Annotated in this window: 22 protein-coding genes; 10 read left to right on the top strand and 12 right to left on the bottom strand. The window is 69.1% G+C overall.

Features of this window, described 5'->3' with window-relative positions; all coding sequences use genetic code 11:
- Positions 1-54 precede the first annotated feature (54 nt).
- Positions 55-717 carry a phosphoribosylformylglycinamidine synthase subunit PurQ gene (gene purQ / locus ACE3T2_RS01450; RefSeq protein ID WP_374653929.1) on the top strand — a complete coding sequence of 221 codons (663 nt, stop codon included), beginning with the start codon at positions 55-57 and terminating at the stop codon, positions 715-717.
- Here the strand turns inward: purQ and ACE3T2_RS01445 are convergent.
- The 5 genes from ACE3T2_RS01445 to ACE3T2_RS01425 all read right to left on the bottom strand — a co-directional run bounded on the left by ACE3T2_RS01445 (position 714) and on the right by ACE3T2_RS01425 (position 3,357).
- The gene (locus ACE3T2_RS01445; protein ID WP_374653927.1) at positions 714-1,130 is read right to left on the bottom strand and encodes a hypothetical protein; all 417 of its coding nucleotides are present in this window, start codon (positions 1,128-1,130) and stop codon (positions 714-716) included. The two genes, purQ and ACE3T2_RS01445, sit on opposite strands and share 4 nt — an antisense overlap.
- A 44-nt stretch (positions 1,131-1,174) precedes the next feature.
- Complete coding sequence (locus tag ACE3T2_RS01440) at positions 1,175-1,648, bottom strand: hypothetical protein (RefSeq protein ID WP_374653925.1); 474 nt, start codon at positions 1,646-1,648, stop codon at positions 1,175-1,177.
- A 79-nt stretch (positions 1,649-1,727) separates the two neighbouring features.
- Entirely contained in the window at positions 1,728-2,135 is a 408-nt protein-coding gene (locus ACE3T2_RS01435) for an SRPBCC family protein (RefSeq protein WP_374653923.1), read from the bottom strand.
- Entirely contained in the window at positions 2,135-2,506 is a 372-nt protein-coding gene (locus tag ACE3T2_RS01430; RefSeq protein ID WP_374653921.1) for a VOC family protein, read from the bottom strand. The genes ACE3T2_RS01435 and ACE3T2_RS01430 overlap by 1 nt, the downstream gene beginning before the upstream one ends.
- Positions 2,507-2,535: 29 nt before the next feature.
- The gene (locus tag ACE3T2_RS01425; RefSeq protein WP_374653919.1) at positions 2,536-3,357 is read right to left on the bottom strand and encodes a helix-turn-helix domain-containing protein; all 822 of its coding nucleotides are present in this window, start codon (positions 3,355-3,357) and stop codon (positions 2,536-2,538) included.
- Positions 3,358-3,480: 123 nt separating this feature from the next.
- Here ACE3T2_RS01425 and ACE3T2_RS01420 point away from each other — a divergent pair, with 123 nt between their 5' ends.
- Positions 3,481-4,506: a DUF2804 domain-containing protein gene (locus tag ACE3T2_RS01420; RefSeq protein ID WP_374653917.1), complete on the top strand. Its 1,026-nt coding sequence runs from the start codon at positions 3,481-3,483 to the stop codon at positions 4,504-4,506.
- Positions 4,507-4,656: 150 nt separating this feature from the next.
- Here ACE3T2_RS01420 and ACE3T2_RS01415 read toward each other — a convergent pair whose 3' ends face one another.
- Positions 4,657-5,928, bottom strand: coding sequence for an MFS transporter (locus ACE3T2_RS01415; protein WP_374653915.1), 1,272 nt, complete (start codon positions 5,926-5,928; stop codon positions 4,657-4,659).
- Positions 5,929-6,147: 219 nt separating this feature from the next.
- Here ACE3T2_RS01415 and ACE3T2_RS01410 point away from each other — a divergent pair, with 219 nt between their 5' ends.
- Positions 6,148-6,654, top strand: a complete 507-nt coding sequence (locus ACE3T2_RS01410; protein ID WP_374653913.1) for a response regulator — start codon at positions 6,148-6,150, stop codon at positions 6,652-6,654.
- On the opposite strand, the gene ACE3T2_RS01405 is transcribed toward ACE3T2_RS01410, so the two are convergent.
- Complete coding sequence (locus tag ACE3T2_RS01405; RefSeq protein WP_374653911.1) at positions 6,651-8,360, bottom strand: amidohydrolase; 1,710 nt, start codon at positions 8,358-8,360, stop codon at positions 6,651-6,653. The genes ACE3T2_RS01410 and ACE3T2_RS01405 overlap by 4 nt on opposite strands.
- A gap of 98 nt (positions 8,361-8,458) precedes the next feature.
- Between ACE3T2_RS01405 and ACE3T2_RS01400 the strand changes: the two genes are divergently transcribed.
- Positions 8,459-9,598, top strand: a complete 1,140-nt coding sequence (locus ACE3T2_RS01400) for a pyridoxal phosphate-dependent aminotransferase (RefSeq protein ID WP_374653909.1) — start codon at positions 8,459-8,461, stop codon at positions 9,596-9,598.
- Positions 9,599-9,690: 92 nt separating this feature from the next.
- Entirely contained in the window at positions 9,691-10,260 is a 570-nt protein-coding gene (locus tag ACE3T2_RS01395; protein ID WP_374653907.1) for a TetR/AcrR family transcriptional regulator, read from the top strand.
- Here ACE3T2_RS01395 and ACE3T2_RS01390 read toward each other — a convergent pair.
- The gene (locus tag ACE3T2_RS01390; protein WP_374653905.1) at positions 10,257-11,051 is read right to left on the bottom strand and encodes a DUF3313 family protein; all 795 of its coding nucleotides are present in this window, start codon (positions 11,049-11,051) and stop codon (positions 10,257-10,259) included. The two genes, ACE3T2_RS01395 and ACE3T2_RS01390, sit on opposite strands and share 4 nt — an antisense overlap.
- Before the next feature lie 228 nt (positions 11,052-11,279).
- Here ACE3T2_RS01390 and ACE3T2_RS01385 point away from each other — a divergent pair, with 228 nt between their 5' ends.
- The 3 genes from ACE3T2_RS01385 to ACE3T2_RS01375 all read left to right on the top strand — a co-directional run bounded on the left by ACE3T2_RS01385 (position 11,280) and on the right by ACE3T2_RS01375 (position 13,173).
- On the top strand, positions 11,280-11,774 hold the full coding sequence (locus ACE3T2_RS01385) for an SRPBCC family protein (RefSeq protein ID WP_374653903.1): 495 nt from the start codon (positions 11,280-11,282) through the stop codon (positions 11,772-11,774).
- A 171-nt stretch (positions 11,775-11,945) separates the two neighbouring features.
- The gene (locus ACE3T2_RS01380) at positions 11,946-12,266 is read left to right on the top strand and encodes a hypothetical protein (RefSeq protein WP_374653901.1); all 321 of its coding nucleotides are present in this window, start codon (positions 11,946-11,948) and stop codon (positions 12,264-12,266) included.
- Positions 12,267-12,330: 64 nt separating this feature from the next.
- Positions 12,331-13,173 (top strand): tetratricopeptide repeat protein, encoded by an 843-nt coding sequence (locus tag ACE3T2_RS01375; RefSeq protein ID WP_374653899.1) that lies wholly within the window; start codon positions 12,331-12,333, stop codon positions 13,171-13,173.
- Here ACE3T2_RS01375 and ACE3T2_RS01370 read toward each other — a convergent pair.
- Positions 13,170-13,874 (bottom strand): hypothetical protein, encoded by a 705-nt coding sequence (locus tag ACE3T2_RS01370; RefSeq protein ID WP_374653897.1) that lies wholly within the window; start codon positions 13,872-13,874, stop codon positions 13,170-13,172. The two genes, ACE3T2_RS01375 and ACE3T2_RS01370, sit on opposite strands and share 4 nt — an antisense overlap.
- Before the next feature lie 88 nt (positions 13,875-13,962).
- On the opposite strand from ACE3T2_RS01370, the gene ACE3T2_RS01365 reads away from it, so the two are divergent.
- A complete protein-coding gene (locus tag ACE3T2_RS01365; protein ID WP_374653895.1) occupies positions 13,963-14,787 on the top strand; it encodes an enoyl-CoA hydratase/isomerase family protein in 825 nt (274 codons plus the stop codon).
- A 229-nt stretch (positions 14,788-15,016) separates the two neighbouring features.
- Here ACE3T2_RS01365 and ACE3T2_RS01360 read toward each other — a convergent pair whose 3' ends face one another.
- Positions 15,017-15,292, bottom strand: coding sequence for an acylphosphatase (locus ACE3T2_RS01360; RefSeq protein ID WP_374653893.1), 276 nt, complete (start codon positions 15,290-15,292; stop codon positions 15,017-15,019).
- A 136-nt stretch (positions 15,293-15,428) separates the two neighbouring features.
- Between ACE3T2_RS01360 and ACE3T2_RS01355 the strand changes: the two genes are divergently transcribed.
- Positions 15,429-16,262 (top strand): phosphatase PAP2 family protein, encoded by an 834-nt coding sequence (locus tag ACE3T2_RS01355; RefSeq protein WP_374653891.1) that lies wholly within the window; start codon positions 15,429-15,431, stop codon positions 16,260-16,262.
- 41 nt (positions 16,263-16,303) lie between these two features.
- Here ACE3T2_RS01355 and ACE3T2_RS01350 read toward each other — a convergent pair whose 3' ends face one another.
- Positions 16,304-16,795 carry a VOC family protein gene (locus tag ACE3T2_RS01350; RefSeq protein WP_374653889.1) on the bottom strand — a complete coding sequence of 164 codons (492 nt, stop codon included), beginning with the start codon at positions 16,793-16,795 and terminating at the stop codon, positions 16,304-16,306.
- A gap of 135 nt (positions 16,796-16,930) precedes the next feature.
- Positions 16,931-17,725 carry a hypothetical protein gene (locus tag ACE3T2_RS01345; RefSeq protein WP_374653887.1) on the bottom strand — a complete coding sequence of 265 codons (795 nt, stop codon included), beginning with the start codon at positions 17,723-17,725 and terminating at the stop codon, positions 16,931-16,933.
- Positions 17,726-17,846 lie beyond the last annotated feature (121 nt).

The raw sequence follows: 17,846 nt of genomic DNA, 5'->3' as shown, positions 1-17,846 counted from the left end.
TGCGGCGCGGCGCCCTAGCGACATTTAGAGCGAAGCCTGATAGGAGCCGCGTCCATGAAAGCCGCCGTCATCGTCTTCCCCGGTTCCAACTGTGATCGCGACTGCAAGGTCGCCGTCGAACGCTCCACCGGAGCCAAGGTCGACATGATCTGGCACGCCGAGACCTCCCTGCCCCAGGGCCTGGACCTGATCGTGCTGCCGGGCGGCTTCTCATACGGCGACTATCTCCGCTGCGCGGCCATGGCCTCGCTGGCCCCGGTGATGACCGAGGTCCGCGCCGCCGCCGACCGCGGCGTCGCCGTCGTCGGCATCTGCAACGGCTTCCAGGTGCTGACCGAGTCGAAAATGCTGCCTGGCGCGCTGCTGCGGAACGAGAAGCTCAAATACGTCTGCAAGCCTGTGGCGCTGGAAGTCACCAACTCCCAGACCCGCTTCACCGCCGCCTATCAGGGCCGCCGGGAAGTCGAGATGACCGTCGGCAACGGCGAGGGCAACTTCTTCGCCGACGAAGAAACCCTCGACCGGATCGAGGGCGAGGGCCAGGTGGTCTTCCGCTACCTCGACAACCCGAACGGCTCGTCGCGCAACATCGCCGGCGTCATCAACAAGCACGGCAACGTGCTCGGCATCATGCCGCACCCGGACCGCGCGTTCGAGGCCGAGCTCGGCTCGGCCGACGGGGCCCTGCTGTTCCAGAGCGTTCTGGCCAGCGCCTAATCTTCCTCGTCATCTTCGCCGGTCTCATCGCCGATCGCCTCGGCGACGAGCTTGCGCCAGATCGGGTCGCTGTCGTCGACCAGGTCGACGTCCTCCAGCAAGGCCACCGCCCCGCCGCCATCCGGCAGGATTAGGCCGAGGACTTCCATGATCTCGCCATCTTCGGTCTGGTGCGCCTCGGCCTGTACGGCTACGGCCGCCACCTCGCCATCGTCGTCCCACCAGATCACCGGCTGAGGCATCTCCATCTCGATCGGCCGTCCGCCGTGGGTGTCGCCCAGCGCAAAGATCGCCACGCGCCGCTGCACGTCGTCGAGCGTGGCCAAGGCGCCGACGAACGGCTTCAGCCGCGTCCAGTCGTCGACGTCGTAGCCGCCCCCGTCAAAGCCGAGTTCGTCGTCCTGGTCGTCCATCGCCTTGCTCCTACGCGCTCACCGCACGTCTAGAGCCGGCAAGCCTAATGGATCGTGGCCGGAACGAGCAGAGCCTCGTCATCCCACAGCCGCACCGGCAGCGGATAGCCTGCGTTCCCGAGTGCGACGTTCAGGGTGCGGGCCAGCAGCACCGGCGCTTCGGGCGCATTGACCAGCGGCCGCAGCAGGTCGAAGGCCGCGCCCAGCGAGGCGCGCGCCACCCCGCACGCCAGCACCACCCGCTGCTCGTCCTCCGAATAGCCGGCGCAGGCCACGCAATGAATCTCCATGGCCCGCGAGGCGTCTCGCTCGATGTGCTCCATCATGGCGGTGAAGACGGACGCGACCGGCTTGGAGGCGACATGCATCAGGCCCGGGCGGATCAGGCAGCGCGGCTCGTCGCCCGCCATCCGCGCGCGGGCCCAGGTCCGCAGGCCAGCGAGGACGAGCTGCTCGCCCAGCGACAAGCCAGGCGGCCCGATCCGCAGCACCGAGGCGGCTTGAGGTCCGGGTCTCATGGGGCGCTCCACTCTGGTTCATATTTGCGAATGACTCGCAATATCGATACGCCCACCGCCGCCTTCGGTCAATCGTGACCTATCCGCCCGGCGCGAGGGCGACCTCCAGGTTCCGCTTCATGGCCCAGCAGCCAGCCTCCATCAGCGGCGCGACGAGGCTTTCCAGGTCGCCGGGAAGGAAGTCAGTGATCCAGATCACGCGGCAGGCCGCCGGCCCGTTGGCCACCACCTGCATCGAGGCGCCGTGATAGGTGAACGGTCCCTCGATCACGCTGTAGGCGACGCGCATGCGCGCATCATCGACGTCGATGATCCTCTCCTTGGCGATCATGCCGTTGGCGAAGGTGACCGTCCGCACGTCGCCCTCCAGCCGGCTGGCGGTCAGGACCCCTGCGAACAGCCGATGCGGTTGGCTGACCTCCCGCAGCGCGGCCCAAACCTTCGGCGCCGGGAGCGCCAGGGCGGCCTCGCGTTGAACCGAAGCCATCAGCCTTGCTCCGCCAGGCAGACCGCCTCGACGTTGGTCCCGTCCGGGTCGAAAAGGAAGGCGGCGTAGTAGTTCGCGCCATAGTCGACGCGCAGGCCGGGCCCGCCGTTGTCGCGGCCGCCTGCCGCCAAGCCCGCGGCGTGGAAGGCGTCGACCGCCGCCCGCGTCGCCGCAGCGAAGGCGACGTGCGGCCGCGGCCCAGTCCCGTCGGTGTCGCGATGCAGCCAGAGAGCCGGTGCGCCCCGCGGCCCGAAGCCGGCGCCCTCGGCGTCCTCATAGCTCTTCACATGGCCCAGCGGGGCCAGGGCCGCGGCATAGAACGCCGCGCTCGCCGCGATATCCGCCGCTTTCAGTCCGACATGATCGTACATGCTCGTCTCCTTGATCTGGAGACGAAGGCTTAGGCGGCCTCGCCGTCGCGGACTTGGAGGATATTGCGCTCGCCCCTCGCAGCTTTACGGAACGCCCGCGGCGACACGCCCGCGGCCCGGCGGAAGGTGCGCACGAAGTTAGACAGGTCGCCGAAGCCGCTGTCATAGGCGACGTCGGTCACTGGCCGTTCGTCGCCAGCCAGCATTCGCGCCGCGCGCCGAACCCGTGCGCGAAGCAGGTATTGGTGCGGCGTCACCCCGATCACCTTGGCGAACAGGCGCAGAAAGTGGAACGGGCTGAGGCCAGAGCGCCGAGCGGCGCTCTCCAGATCGATCGGCTGGTCGGCATGGTCATCGATATAGAGCGCAGCCTCAACAGCCCGGCGGCGGTCGCGACCGGCCGCATCGGGCGGCGCGTGTCGCTTGCCGGTCACCAGGCTGACAAAGCGCCCGGCATAGAGCATGCCCGCCTCATCCAGCCCGACCTCGCTGTGGCCCCCAGCGGCGGCCTGGGCCAGTTCGCCCAGCACCGCCAGCTCCGGAGTCGGCGGGACCGCGCCGGTGCGCCACACCTCAGCCCCGCCGCCTAGCGCCTCGACCAATTCGGGGGACAGGCGGAAGCACAAGCAGGCGTCGCCGCACTGGTGGTCGTGGGTGCAGACGTAGTCGTCGCCCGCGCGCCCGACGACCGCGCTGCCGGCCACCATCTCGAAGGCCCTGGAGCCCAGCCGGTAACCAAAGCCGCCGGACCGCACATAGGAGATCGAGGTGGCCGCGTGCTCTTCGGCATAGGGCATGGCGGCGGGTCCGGCCTCGCACCGGTAATCCACCACCTCCACCGACCCGGTCATCAGAACCGTCTGCACCGACATACCGTCGATATACCATGCGGCCAGGCGGCCGACTTTGCGTTTCTTGCGCTTCCGCTGCCCCGGCGTCATGCCCTAAGCAGCGCGCGAGCCAAGGGAGGCGACATGCAGATGAAGATGGGCTCGGGCGAGTTACTCGACGCGCAGGGGCGCCTCGTGGAACGCGGCTGGGCGACGCACGAGGTCCGCCGCTACGCCCGCACCGCCGTTGGCGTTGCGCATGACGATCCGGCGATCAAGGAGTGGGACTACTACGCGATCCTCACCCCCGACTTCGGCCTGGCCCTGACCATCGCCGACAACGGCCACATGGGCTTTCTCGGCTCCTCGTGGATGGACTTCCGGGCGCGCACTTTCGTCAACGGCGGCGTCGCCCTGCCCGCTCCGCACGGGACGATGGAGCTGCCGCCCAGCGCCGACGTCGGCGACCTTGTCTTCGAGCACGACGGCTTTGCGCTCGCCTTCCGTCATGAGGCCGGCGGGCGGCGCCTGACCATCGACGCGCCGCGCTTCGACAAAGGCCGCGGCCTCTCGGGCCAGATCCGGCTCGACCAACCGCCGATGGACCGCATGGTCATCGCCACCCCGTTCGCCGAGAACGACAAGGCCTTCTATTACAATCAGAAAATCAACTGCATGCCGGCGAAAGGGACCATCGCCTACGCGGGGCAAGACTACGACTTCGCGCCGGAGAGCGCCTTCGCCGTGCTCGACTGGGGCCGCGGGGTCTGGACCTACGACAACACCTGGTACTGGGGCTCGGCCTCCGGCCTGGTGGACGGCAAGCCGTTCGGCTTCAACATCGGCTATGGGTTCGGCGACACCTCGGCGGCCTCAGAGAACATGCTGTTCTTCGACGGCAAGGCGCACAAGCTGGCGGAGCTGACCTTCCATCTGCCGCCCGGCGCGCACGATAGCGGCCCCTGGCGCTTCACCTCGTCGGACGGCCGTTTCGAAATGATTTTCGAGCCGATCGTCGACCGCCACGCCCAGTTTGCGCTCGGCGCCATCAGCAGCCTGCAGCACCAGGTGTTCGGCCGCTTCTCAGGGACGGCGACGCTCGACGACGGGACCGTGCTGCAAGTCCGCGACCTGATTGGCTTCGCCGAGGAGGTCGAGAACCACTGGTAGCCTCTGAGGCTTCCCCGACGCGTGTCTTCCCGCTTTGCGAAGCAGGACCTGACGCCCTGAGCACCAGACCGATCAGGACACGGCTCGGCCTCGTCCCTCCGACGGATCACAAGCGCGAGTGGGTCCCGGTCGGGATGTCGCTCGGGGCGTCTAGGCCTGCTGCTGCTTCAGCGGCAGCAGGGCCACCAGGCTGATCGCCGCGGCGGCCGCCAGGTAGATCCCGACCGCCGGCAGGCCGCCGCCGTTGGTCGCCAGGGCCTGGGCGACGACCGGGGTGAGGCCGCCGCCGATGATGCCGCCGACATTGAAGCTCATCGAGGCGCCGGTGTAGCGGACCCGCGCCGGGAACAGGCCCGGCAGGAACGCGCCGAGCGGGCCGTAGACGAAGCCCATGGTCAACAGGGCCAACGACAGGAAGCCCCAGGCGCCCAGCAGCGAGCCCGTCCCCATCATCGGCGCCATCAGCGCCCCGACCGCCACGGCCATGAAGCAGCCGGCCATCAGCACCCGGCGCGGATTGGTCGCGTCGGACCAGTAGCCAGCCAGCACGATGCCCAAGGCCATGAAGCCGATCGCGCCCAGCTGCACGCCCAGGAAGGTCTCGCGGCTGTGGCCCTGAACGGTCGTGCCATAACCGAGGGCGAAGGCGGTGGCGATGTAGAAGACCGCAAAGCAGGCCACCACCGCGAACGTCCCGGCCAGCGTCGGCAGGAAGTGACGCTTGAAGAGTTCGGCCAGCGGCACGTCCGACGGCTTCTCGTGCTCAAGCGCCTTGGCGAAGGCCGGGGTCTCGGTGATGCGCAGCCGCACCCAGAGGCCGACGCCGACCAGCAGCACGCTGCCCAGGAACGGAATGCGCCAGCCCCAGGCCTGGAACTGTTCGGGGGTGAGCAGAACGCCGAGGATGAGGAAGAGGCCGTTGGCGGCGATGAAGCCGACCGGCGCGCCGAGTTGCGGGAACATTCCGTAGCGGGCGCGCCAGCCGGGCGGGGCGTTCTCGACCGCCAGCAGCGCCGCCCCGCCCCACTCCCCGCCCAGGCCGAAGCCCTGGCCGAAGCGCAGCAGGCAAAGCAGCACCGGCGCAAGCCAGCCAGCCTGCTCGTAGGACGGCAGGAAGGCGATGGCGACCGTCGACCCGCCCATCAGCAGCAGCGAGGCCACCAGGGTCGACTTGCGCCCGATCCGGTCGCCGTAGTGGCCAAAGACGATCGCGCCCAAGGGGCGGGCGAAGAAGGCCACGGCCATGGTCGCATAGGACGACAGGAGTTGCATGGCCGGCGAGGCGGCGGGAAAGAACAGCGGGCCGAACACCAGAGAGGCGGCGGTCGCATAGATGTAAAAGTCGTAGAACTCGACCGCAGTGCCCACCAGGCTCGCGCCCAGGATCCGCCGCGCCGAGGGCGCCTCAGAGTTCGTCGCCATTCACATCCCCAACCGTTTGGGTCGGCTTCGCGCTTGAACCGGGCGAGGTCAAGCGGCATCAAGCTTCACTATGATTCGCCTGATGGGCGAGCCCACGCCCCCTGGCGGTTGTCCCCGGTGGCGCTTGCGGGCTCCAGGACGGCGCGATCGCGTGCACACGGGCGACCTAACCGCTTGAAGTCGCTCGAATAAGAACAAAGTACTCAGGGAAGCCCAGCCGTGACCGAGGGTCTACGAGCGCTGTCGATCCTCGTGGTCGACGACAACGAGCAGATGCGCACCATCATCGGAACCGTGCTGTCCGCGGCCGGCGTGGGACGTCTCTACTATGCCGCAGACGGGCGGACCGGCCTCGACTCGCTGGCCCGCTACGACATCGACGTCGCGTACGTGGACTACGAGATGCCGGTGATGAACGGCCTCGACTTCATCGCCCGCACACGCGCGCTCGGCCCGGAGACCAGATTGACGCCGATCATCATGCTGACCGGCCATTCCGACATGATGCGCCTAAGCGCCGCGCGCGATCGCGGGGTGAACGAGTTCCTCGCCAAGCCCGTGACCGCCCGCAACATCCTGCTGCGGTTGGAGGCGGTGATCATGCGGCCGCGGCCCTATATCGACGCGCCCGACTTCTTCGGTCCTGACCGCCGCCGTCGCCAGGCGCCGGACTATCGCGGTCCGCGCCGCCGCGCGGCCGACAACGAAGGCGTTCTGGAGCTTTAGGCCCGCCAGATCGTCGCGCCTTCCTTGAGGGTTTCGACCACCTTGACCGACGCGAGCCGGTCAGGGGCGACCGCGGTCGGATCGGCGTCGAGGAACGCAAAATCGGCCAGCTTGCCCACCGCGATCGAACCCTTCGTCGCTTCCTCGAAGTGTTGGTAGGCGGCCCACAGGGTCATGGCCTTCAGCGCCACCTCGACCGGCACGCGTTCGTTCGGCCCCAGGATGTCGCCCGAGCGGGTGCGCCGCGTCACCGTCGCCGACAGCACCCGCATGGAGTCCGGGTTCGCCACGGGCGCATCGTGGTGCGTCGTGAAGATCATGCCCCTTCGCCAGGCCGAGCCGCAGGGCGAGATGTGGTCCGCCCGCACAGGCCCCAGCACCGAGTCCCGGTGCCAGTCGCCCCAATAGAAGGTGTGCATCGGGAAGAACGAGGGGATGATCCCCAGCGCCTTCAGGGCGTCGAGCTGATCCTCCCGCGCGGTCTGGCCATGGATCAGCACCGGGCGGCGATCGCCTCCGCCATGCTTGCGCGCCGCCTCGCGCACCCCCGCGATCAGCACGTCTATGGCCGCGTCGCCATTGGCGTGGACCAGGATCTGCCAGTTGTTCGCATAGGCCTTGTCGATGGCCGCCAGGCACTGGTCGACGGGCACGGCAGGATAGCCGGCGTAGGCCGCTCCCTGTCCCTCTGGGGGAATGAAATAGGGCTGCGACAGCCAGGCGGTCTTGCCTTGGGGCGAGCCGTCGATCGAGAGCTTCACCCCGCCCACCCGGAACCGGTTCGAATAGGCGCGCGACAGCAGCGGCGGCTTCACGACCTCGGTCGCGGTCAGCACGTCGGGATAGGACACCACGTCGGCCGCCAGCAGCCCCTTGGCGGCGGCGAGTTGCAAAGCCTTCACCCCCATCACGCTCGACTTGCCGTCCTGGCAGGTGGTGTAGCCGAAGCGGGAATAGAGCTTCACGCCAGCGCCGATCATGGCGAGGCTGGCCTCCAGATCCAGGCGGGCGAGCATCTTGCCCATCACCGCCATGAAGGCGGTTTCCTCCATCACTCCATTCGGTTGGCGTCCGCCCGTCTCGCGCCGGAAGACGCCGCCCTCCGGATCGGGCGTCTGCGCGGTGACGCCCGCCGCGGCCAAGGCCTTGCTGTTGGCCGCGCCCAGATGGCCGGACTGGTGGATGAACAGGATCGGGATGTCCGTCGAGATCGCATCGAGGTCAGTCCGAGTCGGATGGCGCTGCTCGCGCACCTGGGAGTCGTCGTAGCCGAAGCCGATCAGCACGCCGTAGCGATCGACAAATGTCTTGTTGGCGGCCAACCACTGACGAGCGATCCGCTGCAGGTCGGCGATCGAGTTTCCCTCCCCATCCGGCGCCGGCAGGAGGTTGGCGGACATGGCCTGCAGCCCGACGAACGAGACGTGCCCGTGCGCGTCGACGAAGCCGGGCAGCATCGTCCGCCCCTGGAGATCGACCCTGCGCGCCTTGGCGCCTGCCGCGGCCAGCGCCTCGTCCCTGGTTCCGACCGCAATGATCCGGCCGCCGCGCACCGTCACCGCCTCGGCCCGCGGCCGGCCGTCCTCCATGGTCAGGATTGGCCCGCCGAAATAGACGCTGGTCTCGCCCTGCGCGGCGGCGGCCGAACTCGCCACGCCGCTCGCGGCCACGCCGGCCAGGAAGCCCCGTCGAGATGTCGCCGCCATCGCCATTCCTCTCCATTATCGTTGCAGGCAGCATAGCCGTGGTTCGCGGCGGCGGCTCATCCTTGATTTGCCTGCGCCCTTGCGCCACTTGGACGGCCATGTCTCTGCGCATCGACCCGTTCCACGCCATCTCGGTCAGCGGTCTGGCCCATCGCCTGAAGAGCGAGGGCCGCTCGATCATCCATATGGAGTTCGGTCAGCCTTCGACCGGGGCGCCGAAGGCGGCGATCGACGCCGCGCACCAGGTGCTCGACACAGACCCGATGGGCTATTGGGAAAGCGCGCCGCTGAAAGCGCGGATCGCCCGCCACTACAAAGAGAAGTATGGGGTCGAGGTCGCGCCGAACCAGATCACCCTGACCTGCGGCGCCTCGCCGGCCCTGGTTCTGGCGCTATCCTCGGCGTTCGCGCCCGGCGACCGCGTGGCCCTGGCCCGGCCCGGCTATGTCGCCTACCGTAACACCCTGAAGGCCCTGCACATCGAACCGATCGAGCTGGCCTGTGGCGCGAACGAGCGCTTCCAGCTCTCCGCCCAGCGCATCGCCGCCATCGAGCCGGCCCCCGCGGGCGTGATCATCGCCAGCCCCGCCAACCCCACCGGCACCATCATCCCGAAGGCCGAGCTGGAAGCCATCGCCAAGGTCTGCCGCGAGCGGGGGATCAAGATCGTCTCGGATGAGATCTATCACGGCCTCAGCTACGTCGAGCCCGCGCACTCGATCCTGGAGTTCGAGCCGAACGCCTTCGTGGTGAACTCGTTCTCGAAGTACTTCAGCATGGCCGGCTGGCGGCTGGGCTGGCTGCTGTCGCCGCCGCACCATGTGAAGGCCGCCATCGCCTATATGGGCGCGCTGTTCCTGACCCCGCCCTCCCTCGCCCAGCACGCGGCCCTCGCGGCCATGGACGCCCACGAGGAGCTGGAAAGCCACGTCGAGGTCTATCGCGCCAACCGCGCCTTGCTGCTGGAGGCCCTGCCGCGGCTCGGCCTGACTGCAATCGCCCCGCCGGACGGAGCCTTCTACATCTACGCCGACATCGGCCACCTGACCGAAGACAGCCTAGCCTTCTGCCAGGGGCTGCTGCAGGATACCGGCGTGGCCACGGCGCCCGGCGTCGACTTCGATCCGGTCGAGGGCAAGCATTTCATCCGCATGTCTTTCGCCGTCTCCACCCCGGAGATAAAGGAGGCCATCGCGCGGCTCGAACCGTGGTTCGCCCAGCAGCCGGCGCGGGGCTGAACCTCCACCTTCGCGTCACAATCGCACCGCACCCTGCGCAGGTGCAGCCATCGTCCGCCTCGTCGCCCGACCTCAGTCTCCGCAAGCGGCCCTTGCAGGCGCGCTCCGCGGCGCTCGTCGATACGATCCTGCAAGCCGCCGCACAGGTAATCGAGACCGAGGGCGCCGCGGCGTTCACCACCAACCGCGTGGCCGAGCGCGCCGGCGTCAGTATCGGCTCGCTCTACCAGTACTTTCCCAACCGGGACGTGATCCTCACCAAGCTGGCCATCCGCGCCGAGGCGCAGCTGCGTGGGCAGGTCGAGACGATCCTGACCCAGGCCGAGGACATTTGCGAAGGCCTCGCCGGCATGGCCGGCGCGGCTTTCGAACACTACCTGGCCGCCCCGCGGCTGCACGAAGCCCTGGCCCAAGCCGAGGCGCGGCTCGGCCCGCTGGTGAAGGAAGAACTGGCCGGGGCGGAACAGCGGATGAGCGACCTCATCGCCGCCTTTGTCGCCCGCCTCGCGCCAGAGCGGCTGGCGGCCAATCCGGCGCTGCCGGGCGAGCTGGAGGCGGTGGGCCATCACCTGGTCGCACAGGCCCTGCGCGATCGCCGGACCGGCCGCGAGGCCCAATCGCGGATCGCCGCGATCCTGATGGCCTGCGTCGAGAACGGCTAGCGCTTCGCCTCCGGCGTCGCCTTGTCGCCCCCCGCGCCGCTCAGCTCGGGCACGTAGAGGCCGGTGATCGCGCCGGCGACGAAGCCGCCGGGGTTGGTGCGTGGGCCGAACGCGGCGCACGGATCGGGTTTGGCGATCTTCCGCGGCTTGCGGTCCTTGGGCGCGAAGGCTTCGCCCACCGCATCGCCGAACGGCTCGGCCAGCTGCAAGGCGTCGCCTACCCGCGACAGCGAGGGGTCGTCGGTGCCGACCACCTGGGCGTCGCGGGCCCAAACCATGGCGGCGACCTGGTTTCCACCGGGCGCCAGCAATTCGGCCTCGGCCGCCAGCCCTCCGGTCGTACCGGGCGCGCGCACGCCGACCGGCCCCGGGATGAAGTAATTGGCGGCGGCCGACGCAGCGGCTCCGAAGCGTCCTGTGGGCGCGATGCGCGTCACCCCGACCCGCACTATCGCCGCTCTCTCGTCAGGCGCGCCGAGCACTGTGAACCTCTCGCTCAGCTCGTAACAGACCTGCCGGTCGACCTCGCGCAGCACCGCCCGGCGGTCGGGCTCGGCCAGGGCCGCGCCGGCCCCGCCCACGGCCGCCGCTGGCTGGATGAACACCTGTTCGATTGCGGCGGCCGCGGCCTCGTCGCGCCGCTCGCGCACGGCGGCGCGCAGGGTCTTCTTGCGCGGTTCGAGACGCTCGTAACCGTTCATGAAGCCGGCGTCGGCCTGCGACGCCGTCTGACAGGCGCCGAGCACGAGCAGGCCCAGGGTGCAGGCGGCGCGGGGAATTCGAGAGGCCATGGTCGCTCCGAGGAGATGCGGGGAGATGTGGTCATGATGGCGCCGTCAGACAACGCCGAAACTCGCGTTTCCGTCGCATGAGGACGAAGCTTTCCATCGAACTTTCAGCAGCTTGTTGGTTGATGATCGTCGCCCGCTCGCATTCGCGGCGAAAAATCCTGGCAGGCCATGTCGGATTTCGCCCGTGTCGCCCGTCCTAGGGCGAGATCGGATCATTGGAGACACGACATGAGCGCCACCGACAGCCACACCGCCGCCGCCGACGACGACGACCGCGAACTGGTCCTGACCCGCATCGTCGACGCCCCCGCCGACAAGCTGTTCCGCGGCTGGACCGAGCCGGAGCTGATGAAGCAGTGGTTCGCCCCCAAGCCCTTCACCGTGCCTGTCGCCGAGACCGACGTGCGCCCGGGCGGCTCCAGCTACGTCGTCATGAAGGATCCGGACGGAAACGAATATCCGAACCGCGGCGTCTATCTGGATGTCGTGCCGGGCAAGAAGATCGTCTTCACCGACGCCTTCGACAGCGCCTGGACGCCCTCGGCCAAGCCGTTCTTCGTCGGGACTGTCACCTTCGAAGACCTGGGCGGCGGTAAGACCCGCTACACCGCCACCGCCCGCCACTGGACGGTTGAAGACAAGCAGGCTCACGAACAGATGGGCTTCCGTGAAGGCTGGGGCCTCTGCCTCGACCAGCTGGTCGAACTGACCAAGACCTACTGATCTGTTTCCTCCCCGCCTGGCTTCCTCCCCCGGCCGCGGGCCCGGGGGAGGAAGTCCCTGTCAGCGCCCGCGTATCGCGACCGCAGCCTAGCTCGCTCCTGCGCGTTTGATCTTCGTCAAGGCCAGCGTCCGACAGGAGCGCATTCTCCTGCGAGCGGCCAGGAGGTCCCGATGGCGCTTCCGAATCCCCCTTCGTCCATGCGGCGTCGGCTTCTGGCCCTGCGGCGCGCAACCTCCGGCGCGTCGCCACCCGCCGCGCCCCCGTCGTATCGCTTCTCGCCAGGGCGCGCGGCGGCGGGCGCGGCGCTCGCCCTGGCCGGCGCCCTCGCGATCGCCGCCCAAGTGGCGCTGCTGAACTGCGGGACCGCCGCCTGCAACACCGCCATCATCGAGATCGGCCTGGCCCTCGGGGCGGTGATCTCCGCGGCCTCCCAGCTCGCCCTGGTCGCGGGCCTGTGGCTCCTCTGGACGGCCCGGTCGCGAGCGTCTTGACGGCGCGGGGCGCACAACCTTAAGTGCAAGCCGCCTCGCCTCCCCGAGGCGCCCGAGCACACCCATGCCGCCTGCGCCCGACATCGCCAGCCGACGGCCGCGCACGCCCGCAGAGGCGCTGGAGCTGGCCGGCCACGCCTTGCGCGCCGGCCGTCCGCAAGAGGCGGAGGCCCTGGCCGCGGCAGTGCTGAAAGCCGACCGGAAGAACAGCCTTGCGGGCCAGACCCTGGCGAGCGCGCTGTTGATGCAGGATCGCGGCTCAGAGGCGATCGAACCGCTGCGCGCTCTCTCGCGCCGACTGGCCGATCCGGCGATCGAAACCTTGCTGGCCAGGGCCCTGGCGGCCGGCGGGCAGGCAGACGAAGCCCTCGCCGCCCTGCGCCGCGCGATCATCCGGCGCCCGGCCTACCCACTGGCGTTTCTCGACCTCGGCCAGGCGCTCGCCGCGGCAGGTCGGCCGCGCGAGGGGATTGCGGTGCTCGAGGACGGCCTCGCCCTCGTCCCCGCCGCAGACGGACTGCGGATCGCCGTCGGGTATCTATATCTCCAGGTCGACGACCGGGGCGCGGCCCAGGCGCAGTTCGCCGCCGTCCACGCCGCCGCGCCCAACCGGCAGGACGCCGTGGTCGGGCTCGCCAAGGTTGCGAGCCTGTCTGGCGAGCACGCGGCCGCCGCCGATCTTTATCGCCGCGCCTTGGCTCTGCGTCCGGGAGACTTCGCAGCCGCTCTCGGCCTCGGCCGCAGCCTGCTTGAGGCAGGCGAGCGTCAGGCCGGCGAAGCGGCGCTGCGGGCGGCCGTCGGCGGCGTCGAACGCATGACCGGGCCCGTGATCTCCGCCCTGGCCGCCGCCCCGCGCGGGCGCTTCTTCCTGCGCCCCAGCGCGGCGCGCAGGTTTCTCGGCGCCTAAGCTCGGAACCGCCGACGGTAGACGCCCTTTTCGCGGCCCATCTCCTCCAACAGCTCGCGCGAACGTCGGTCGGCCTCGTCGGACTGGCCCCCGACGCTCAGGCTCCAGGCTTCGCGCTTGACCGGCACGCACTGGGCGACCGGCGTGCCGGCTGGCAGGACGCCGCTGAAGCCCTCGTCGCGCCAATGCGCCGGAAAGTGAATCCAGGCGTCGTGATAGCGGTCGCAGTCCACCATGCCGGTCAGGGTCGTGAACGGCAGGTCAAAGCGGTTGAAGGGGTGGGTGAACAGCAGCGAGTAGCCGGGCGGCGTCTCGACGGTCCAGGCGTTGTGGAACTTGATCAGGAACCTGTCGTCGTCGAACAGGGGCGTGCCGGCGGCCTGGGCCGCGTCGTGAAAGCCGATCGGCGAGCGGGGCCAGCCGCCGCCCGCGGCGGGCGCCTCGAAGTCCCAGCTGAACTCGCCGCGCTCGACGTGCACGTCGCACATCAGCGGGATCAGGAAGCCGGTCGTCAGGGCGTCGACGAACGGCGGGCAGCGCTTGACCGTGTCGTCCAATGCCGCGACCACGGAACTGTAGGCTTCACTCGGCATGGTCTTGAGCCAGGCGGGCAGGCCCTGGGTCGCCGGAATCGGCGGCGGCAGACGCCCCTCCAATTCACGAGGACAACGGAAGGTCAGGGTCTGCGGCGCCTGCGCCATGCTCTTCAACTCCGTCCGCCAAGCTTGCCGCCCGCCGGGGCCGGGCATAGTCTGGCCAGATTAATTTACGCCATAAAGGGAAGCGACGATGAGCGCGGCGGTGGAAACGACCCCGAGATCCGAAGAAGTCCTCTACGAGGTGAGCGAGGGGATCGCCACCCTCACTCTCAATCGGCCCGAGCGCCTGAACACCATTTCCGGGCCGATGCTGAACCTGCTGACCCAGCTGCTGGTCCGGGCCAACGAGGATCCGGCGGTGCGGGTCGTGGTGCTGACCGGGACCGGGCGCGCCTTTTGCGCCGGGCTCGACCTGGTCGACGCCACCCAGGGCTCGGGCATCGGGTCGGAAAAGCAGCAGCAGGCCGTGTCTGTGAACCTCGACCTGCGCAACACGCCGCCGACCGTGCTGTTCGCCATGGACAAGCCGACCATCTGCGCCCTGAACGGCTCGGCCGCCGGCTACGGAATGGACACCGCCATGGGCTGCGACATCCGCATCGCCGGCGAGAGCGCCAAGATGGCGGCCGCCTTCGTCAAGCGCGGCGTGGTCCCGGAGAGCGGCGGCACCTGGATCCTGCCGCGGTTGCTGGGTTGGGCCAAGGCGGCCGAGCTGATCTTCACCGGCCGCACGCTGTCGGCCCAGGAAAGCCTGGAGCTTGGGCTGGTCAATCACGTCGTGCCCGACGCCGAACTGGCCGCCAAGACCCGGCAGATCGCGCTGGAGATGGCGAACAATGCACCGTTGGCTGTGCAATCGGCCAAGCGCCTGATGCGGATGGGCCTGTCGGAGACGTTCAACGACCACGTCCACCACGTCTATCTGCAGTTCCTGCAGCTCATCCGCACGCAGGACTTCAAGGAAGGCATGACTTCCTTCCTGGAAAAGCGCCCGGCCGACTTCAAAGGCCGCTGACGGCTACCAGACCTTGAACACCTGACCGCGCGCCCCGTCTTCGATGCTGCGCACATAGGCGCGGGCGACGCGGTCGGCGCCGGCCGTGTCGACGCTCTTGCCGGAGCGGCTCGTCAGCCATGATACCGCTGGTCAGAGCGATCGGACCGCCGTCGTTCAGGTGATGCTGGTCGGGCAAGGCCAGCATCACCTGCCCCATCAGCTTCCTGTCCAGGCCGCTGCGTGAATTTCAGGCCCGCGAGGCGAAGCCGACCGTGCCGTCGTCATCCGCCGCCAGGGTCTGGACCAGCTGGACCGTGGCGTCCGGCGGTCCGCCGCGACACGCGTCGATCATGCGCTCCAAGGCGATTTCGTCGCCGATGGCCAGCAGTTCCACCGAACCGTCGGGGCAGTTGCGGACCCAGCCGTCGAGGCTGAGATCCTGCGCCTGACGCTCGGCCCACCACCGATAGCCGACCCCCTGCACGATTCCGGTGATGCGAAGTCTGACCGCCCGACGCTCCATGGGGTGAAGAATGCCGAGGCTTTGCAAAGGTTCAACCATAGTCTGCGGCCAAGAGGATACGCGCCCCGGACCCCTTCCCTTAACGCTACGTCAGCGCGCTAAGTTCCCGACAGGAATCGTGAGGGAAAGCGTACGGATGTTCAGATTTTCGACGGGCGCCGCCGCCCTGGGTCTCGCCCTGCTGGCCGCCGGTTGTGGTACGACCCCGTCCGACAAGCCCGTCGCCAAGGTTGCGCCGGCGCCCGTCAAGGAGATCGCGCCTGGGTATCTCGCCGGCTACCTGGCCGCCGGAACCGCGCCCAACAGCCTGTCGCTGGTCCCTCCGCCGCCCGCCGCGGGATCGGCCGCCCTGGCCCGCGACGAGGAAGCCGCCAAGGCCGCTGTCGCCCAGCGCGGATCCGCTCGCTGGAACCTGGCCATCCAGGACGCCGAACTGAAGTTCCCCAAGGCCGCCGAGACCTTCTCCTGCGCCCTGGGCGTGGAAGTCAGCGAGCAGACGACGCCGCGGCTCTATGTACTGCTGCGCCGCACCCTGGTGGACGCGGGCCTGTCCACCTATCCGACCAAGAACCTCTACAAGCGAGCTCGGCCTTTCACCCAGAACGGGGCGCCGATCTGCACGCCGCAAGAAGAAGCCGAACTGCGTAAGGACGGCTCCTATCCGTCGGGCCACACGGCGCTGGGCTGGGCTTGGGCGCTGATCTTGACCCAAGCCGCCCCCGATCGAGCCGACGCTGTGCTGACCCGCGGCCGGGCGTTCGGCCAGAGTCGTGTCGTCTGCAATGTCCACTGGCTGAGCGACACCGACGAAGGCCGGATGATGGGGGCGGCCACCGTGGCGCGGCTGCAAAGCAACGCAGACTTCACGGCCGACCTCGCCGCCGCCCGGGAGGAGATCCTCGCCGCTCGCGCGGCCGGCAAGACGCCAAAGCGCGACTGCGCCGCCGAGGCGGCCGCCCTGGCGGAGTAAGGCCCTCCCCTCCCAGCGGGGAGAGGAGGACAGTTGGTCAGTTAGGCCGGTGTGGATTCACCGCGGTGGGCGGCCTCCAGGTCGGCGACGATGATCCTGCTCATCTTGAGCATGGCCTGGACCACCCGCTGGGACCTGGCCGGATCGGGGTCGCTCATCAACCGCGGCAGCGCCTTGGGAACGATCTGCCAGGACACGCCGAAGCGGTCCTTGAGCCACGCGCACTGGCTCTCGGCGCCACCGTCGGCGGTCAGGGCGGTCCAGTAGCGATCAACCTCGGTCTGGTCCTCGCAATCGACCACGAACGACACCGCCTCGGTGAACTTGAAGTTCGGCCCGCCGTTCAGCGCCGTGAAGCGCTGGCCCGACAGAACGAACTCGACCGTCATGGCCTTGCCCGCCATGCCGCCGGGCGAGCCGGGCGGGTAGCGCGTGACGGAAAGCACCTTGGAGTCGGGAAATAGCGAACAATAGAGCTCGGCGGCCTCTTCGGCCTGGCCGTCGAACCACAGGAACGGGTGGATCTTCTGCATGTTGTCGTCCTTGGATCGGGCGGCCTCGCCGCCCGCAGATTGAGGCCCCGACGTCAGGACCCGACCCGACGTCTGTTCCAAGGACGAACCTGCGAGATCACTTCCGACAGCCCCCGCCGGATCCTCAACGAAAAATCAGCGACGCTTACGGGCCGGCTTCGCCGCCTCCGTGGGCGGCGCGGTCGGCGCCGGCTGCGCCTTCGGCGGAGGCGGCGGGGGCGGCGGCAGGCTGAAATGGCTGCGGTCGGCCGGGCGGAAGTCCAGGCTCTTCAGGGTCCGCACGACCGGCTTGTCCAGCCCAGGTCCGCTCGTCACGAAGCGGAAGGGCGCCGTCACCGGCCCGACCTTGCGATAATCGTCGATCTCGGTCGCCACGCCCGGCCCTCCCTGGCCCGGTTCGACGATCCGGCCCAGCAGCCCGGTGCGCCGGTCGAACCACAGCTCGCGCGGACGGCCGCCGGCCGGCTGCACGCGAAGGACGTCGAAACTACGGCCGCCATGCGGACGCACGCCCAGGTGCGAGCTGCGCAGGTCGAAGCGGCTGGGATAGAAATAGCCATAGGCGCCGAAGAAGGCGTCCGAGCGCACCTTGGCGACGTGCTCGCCCTGGTCCGAGCCGGTGGCGGCGCCGCTGGACAGAATCCGCCACTCGGCCGCACCGTTGTAGCCCTGCACAAGCTTGCCGCCGGCGGCGGTCGCCGTCTCGTGCCGAAGGCCATAGCGCAGCGGATCGAGCCAGCGTTCGAAGGCCACGCCGGCCTCGTCGCCCACCTCATGCAGCCCGCGCAGCATGTTCCAGCCGGCCGCTCCGCCAGAGGCGGTCCGCGCACGGTCCAGTACACGCTGGGCGGCGGGAGAGTTCTGAGCTTCAGCGGCTCCGCCCAGCACAAACACCGCCGCGGCGACCACCGCCGCGAGCACATGACGCATCGGCGAAATCCACATCAGGCGGGAACTAGTCCGCCAAGCTGTTCAGAATGGGGCGCATCCTGAGGGAGAGTCGGCGCGGGGCTCAACAGGCCAGATTTCCTGGTTTGGATTGTTAGGTTTT

Source organism: Phenylobacterium sp. (genome assembly GCF_041919955.1).
GTDB lineage: Bacteria > Pseudomonadota > Alphaproteobacteria > Caulobacterales > Caulobacteraceae > Phenylobacterium.
Note: the sequence above shows the minus strand (reverse complement) of the source record. Positions and strands in the feature narration are given on the sequence as shown.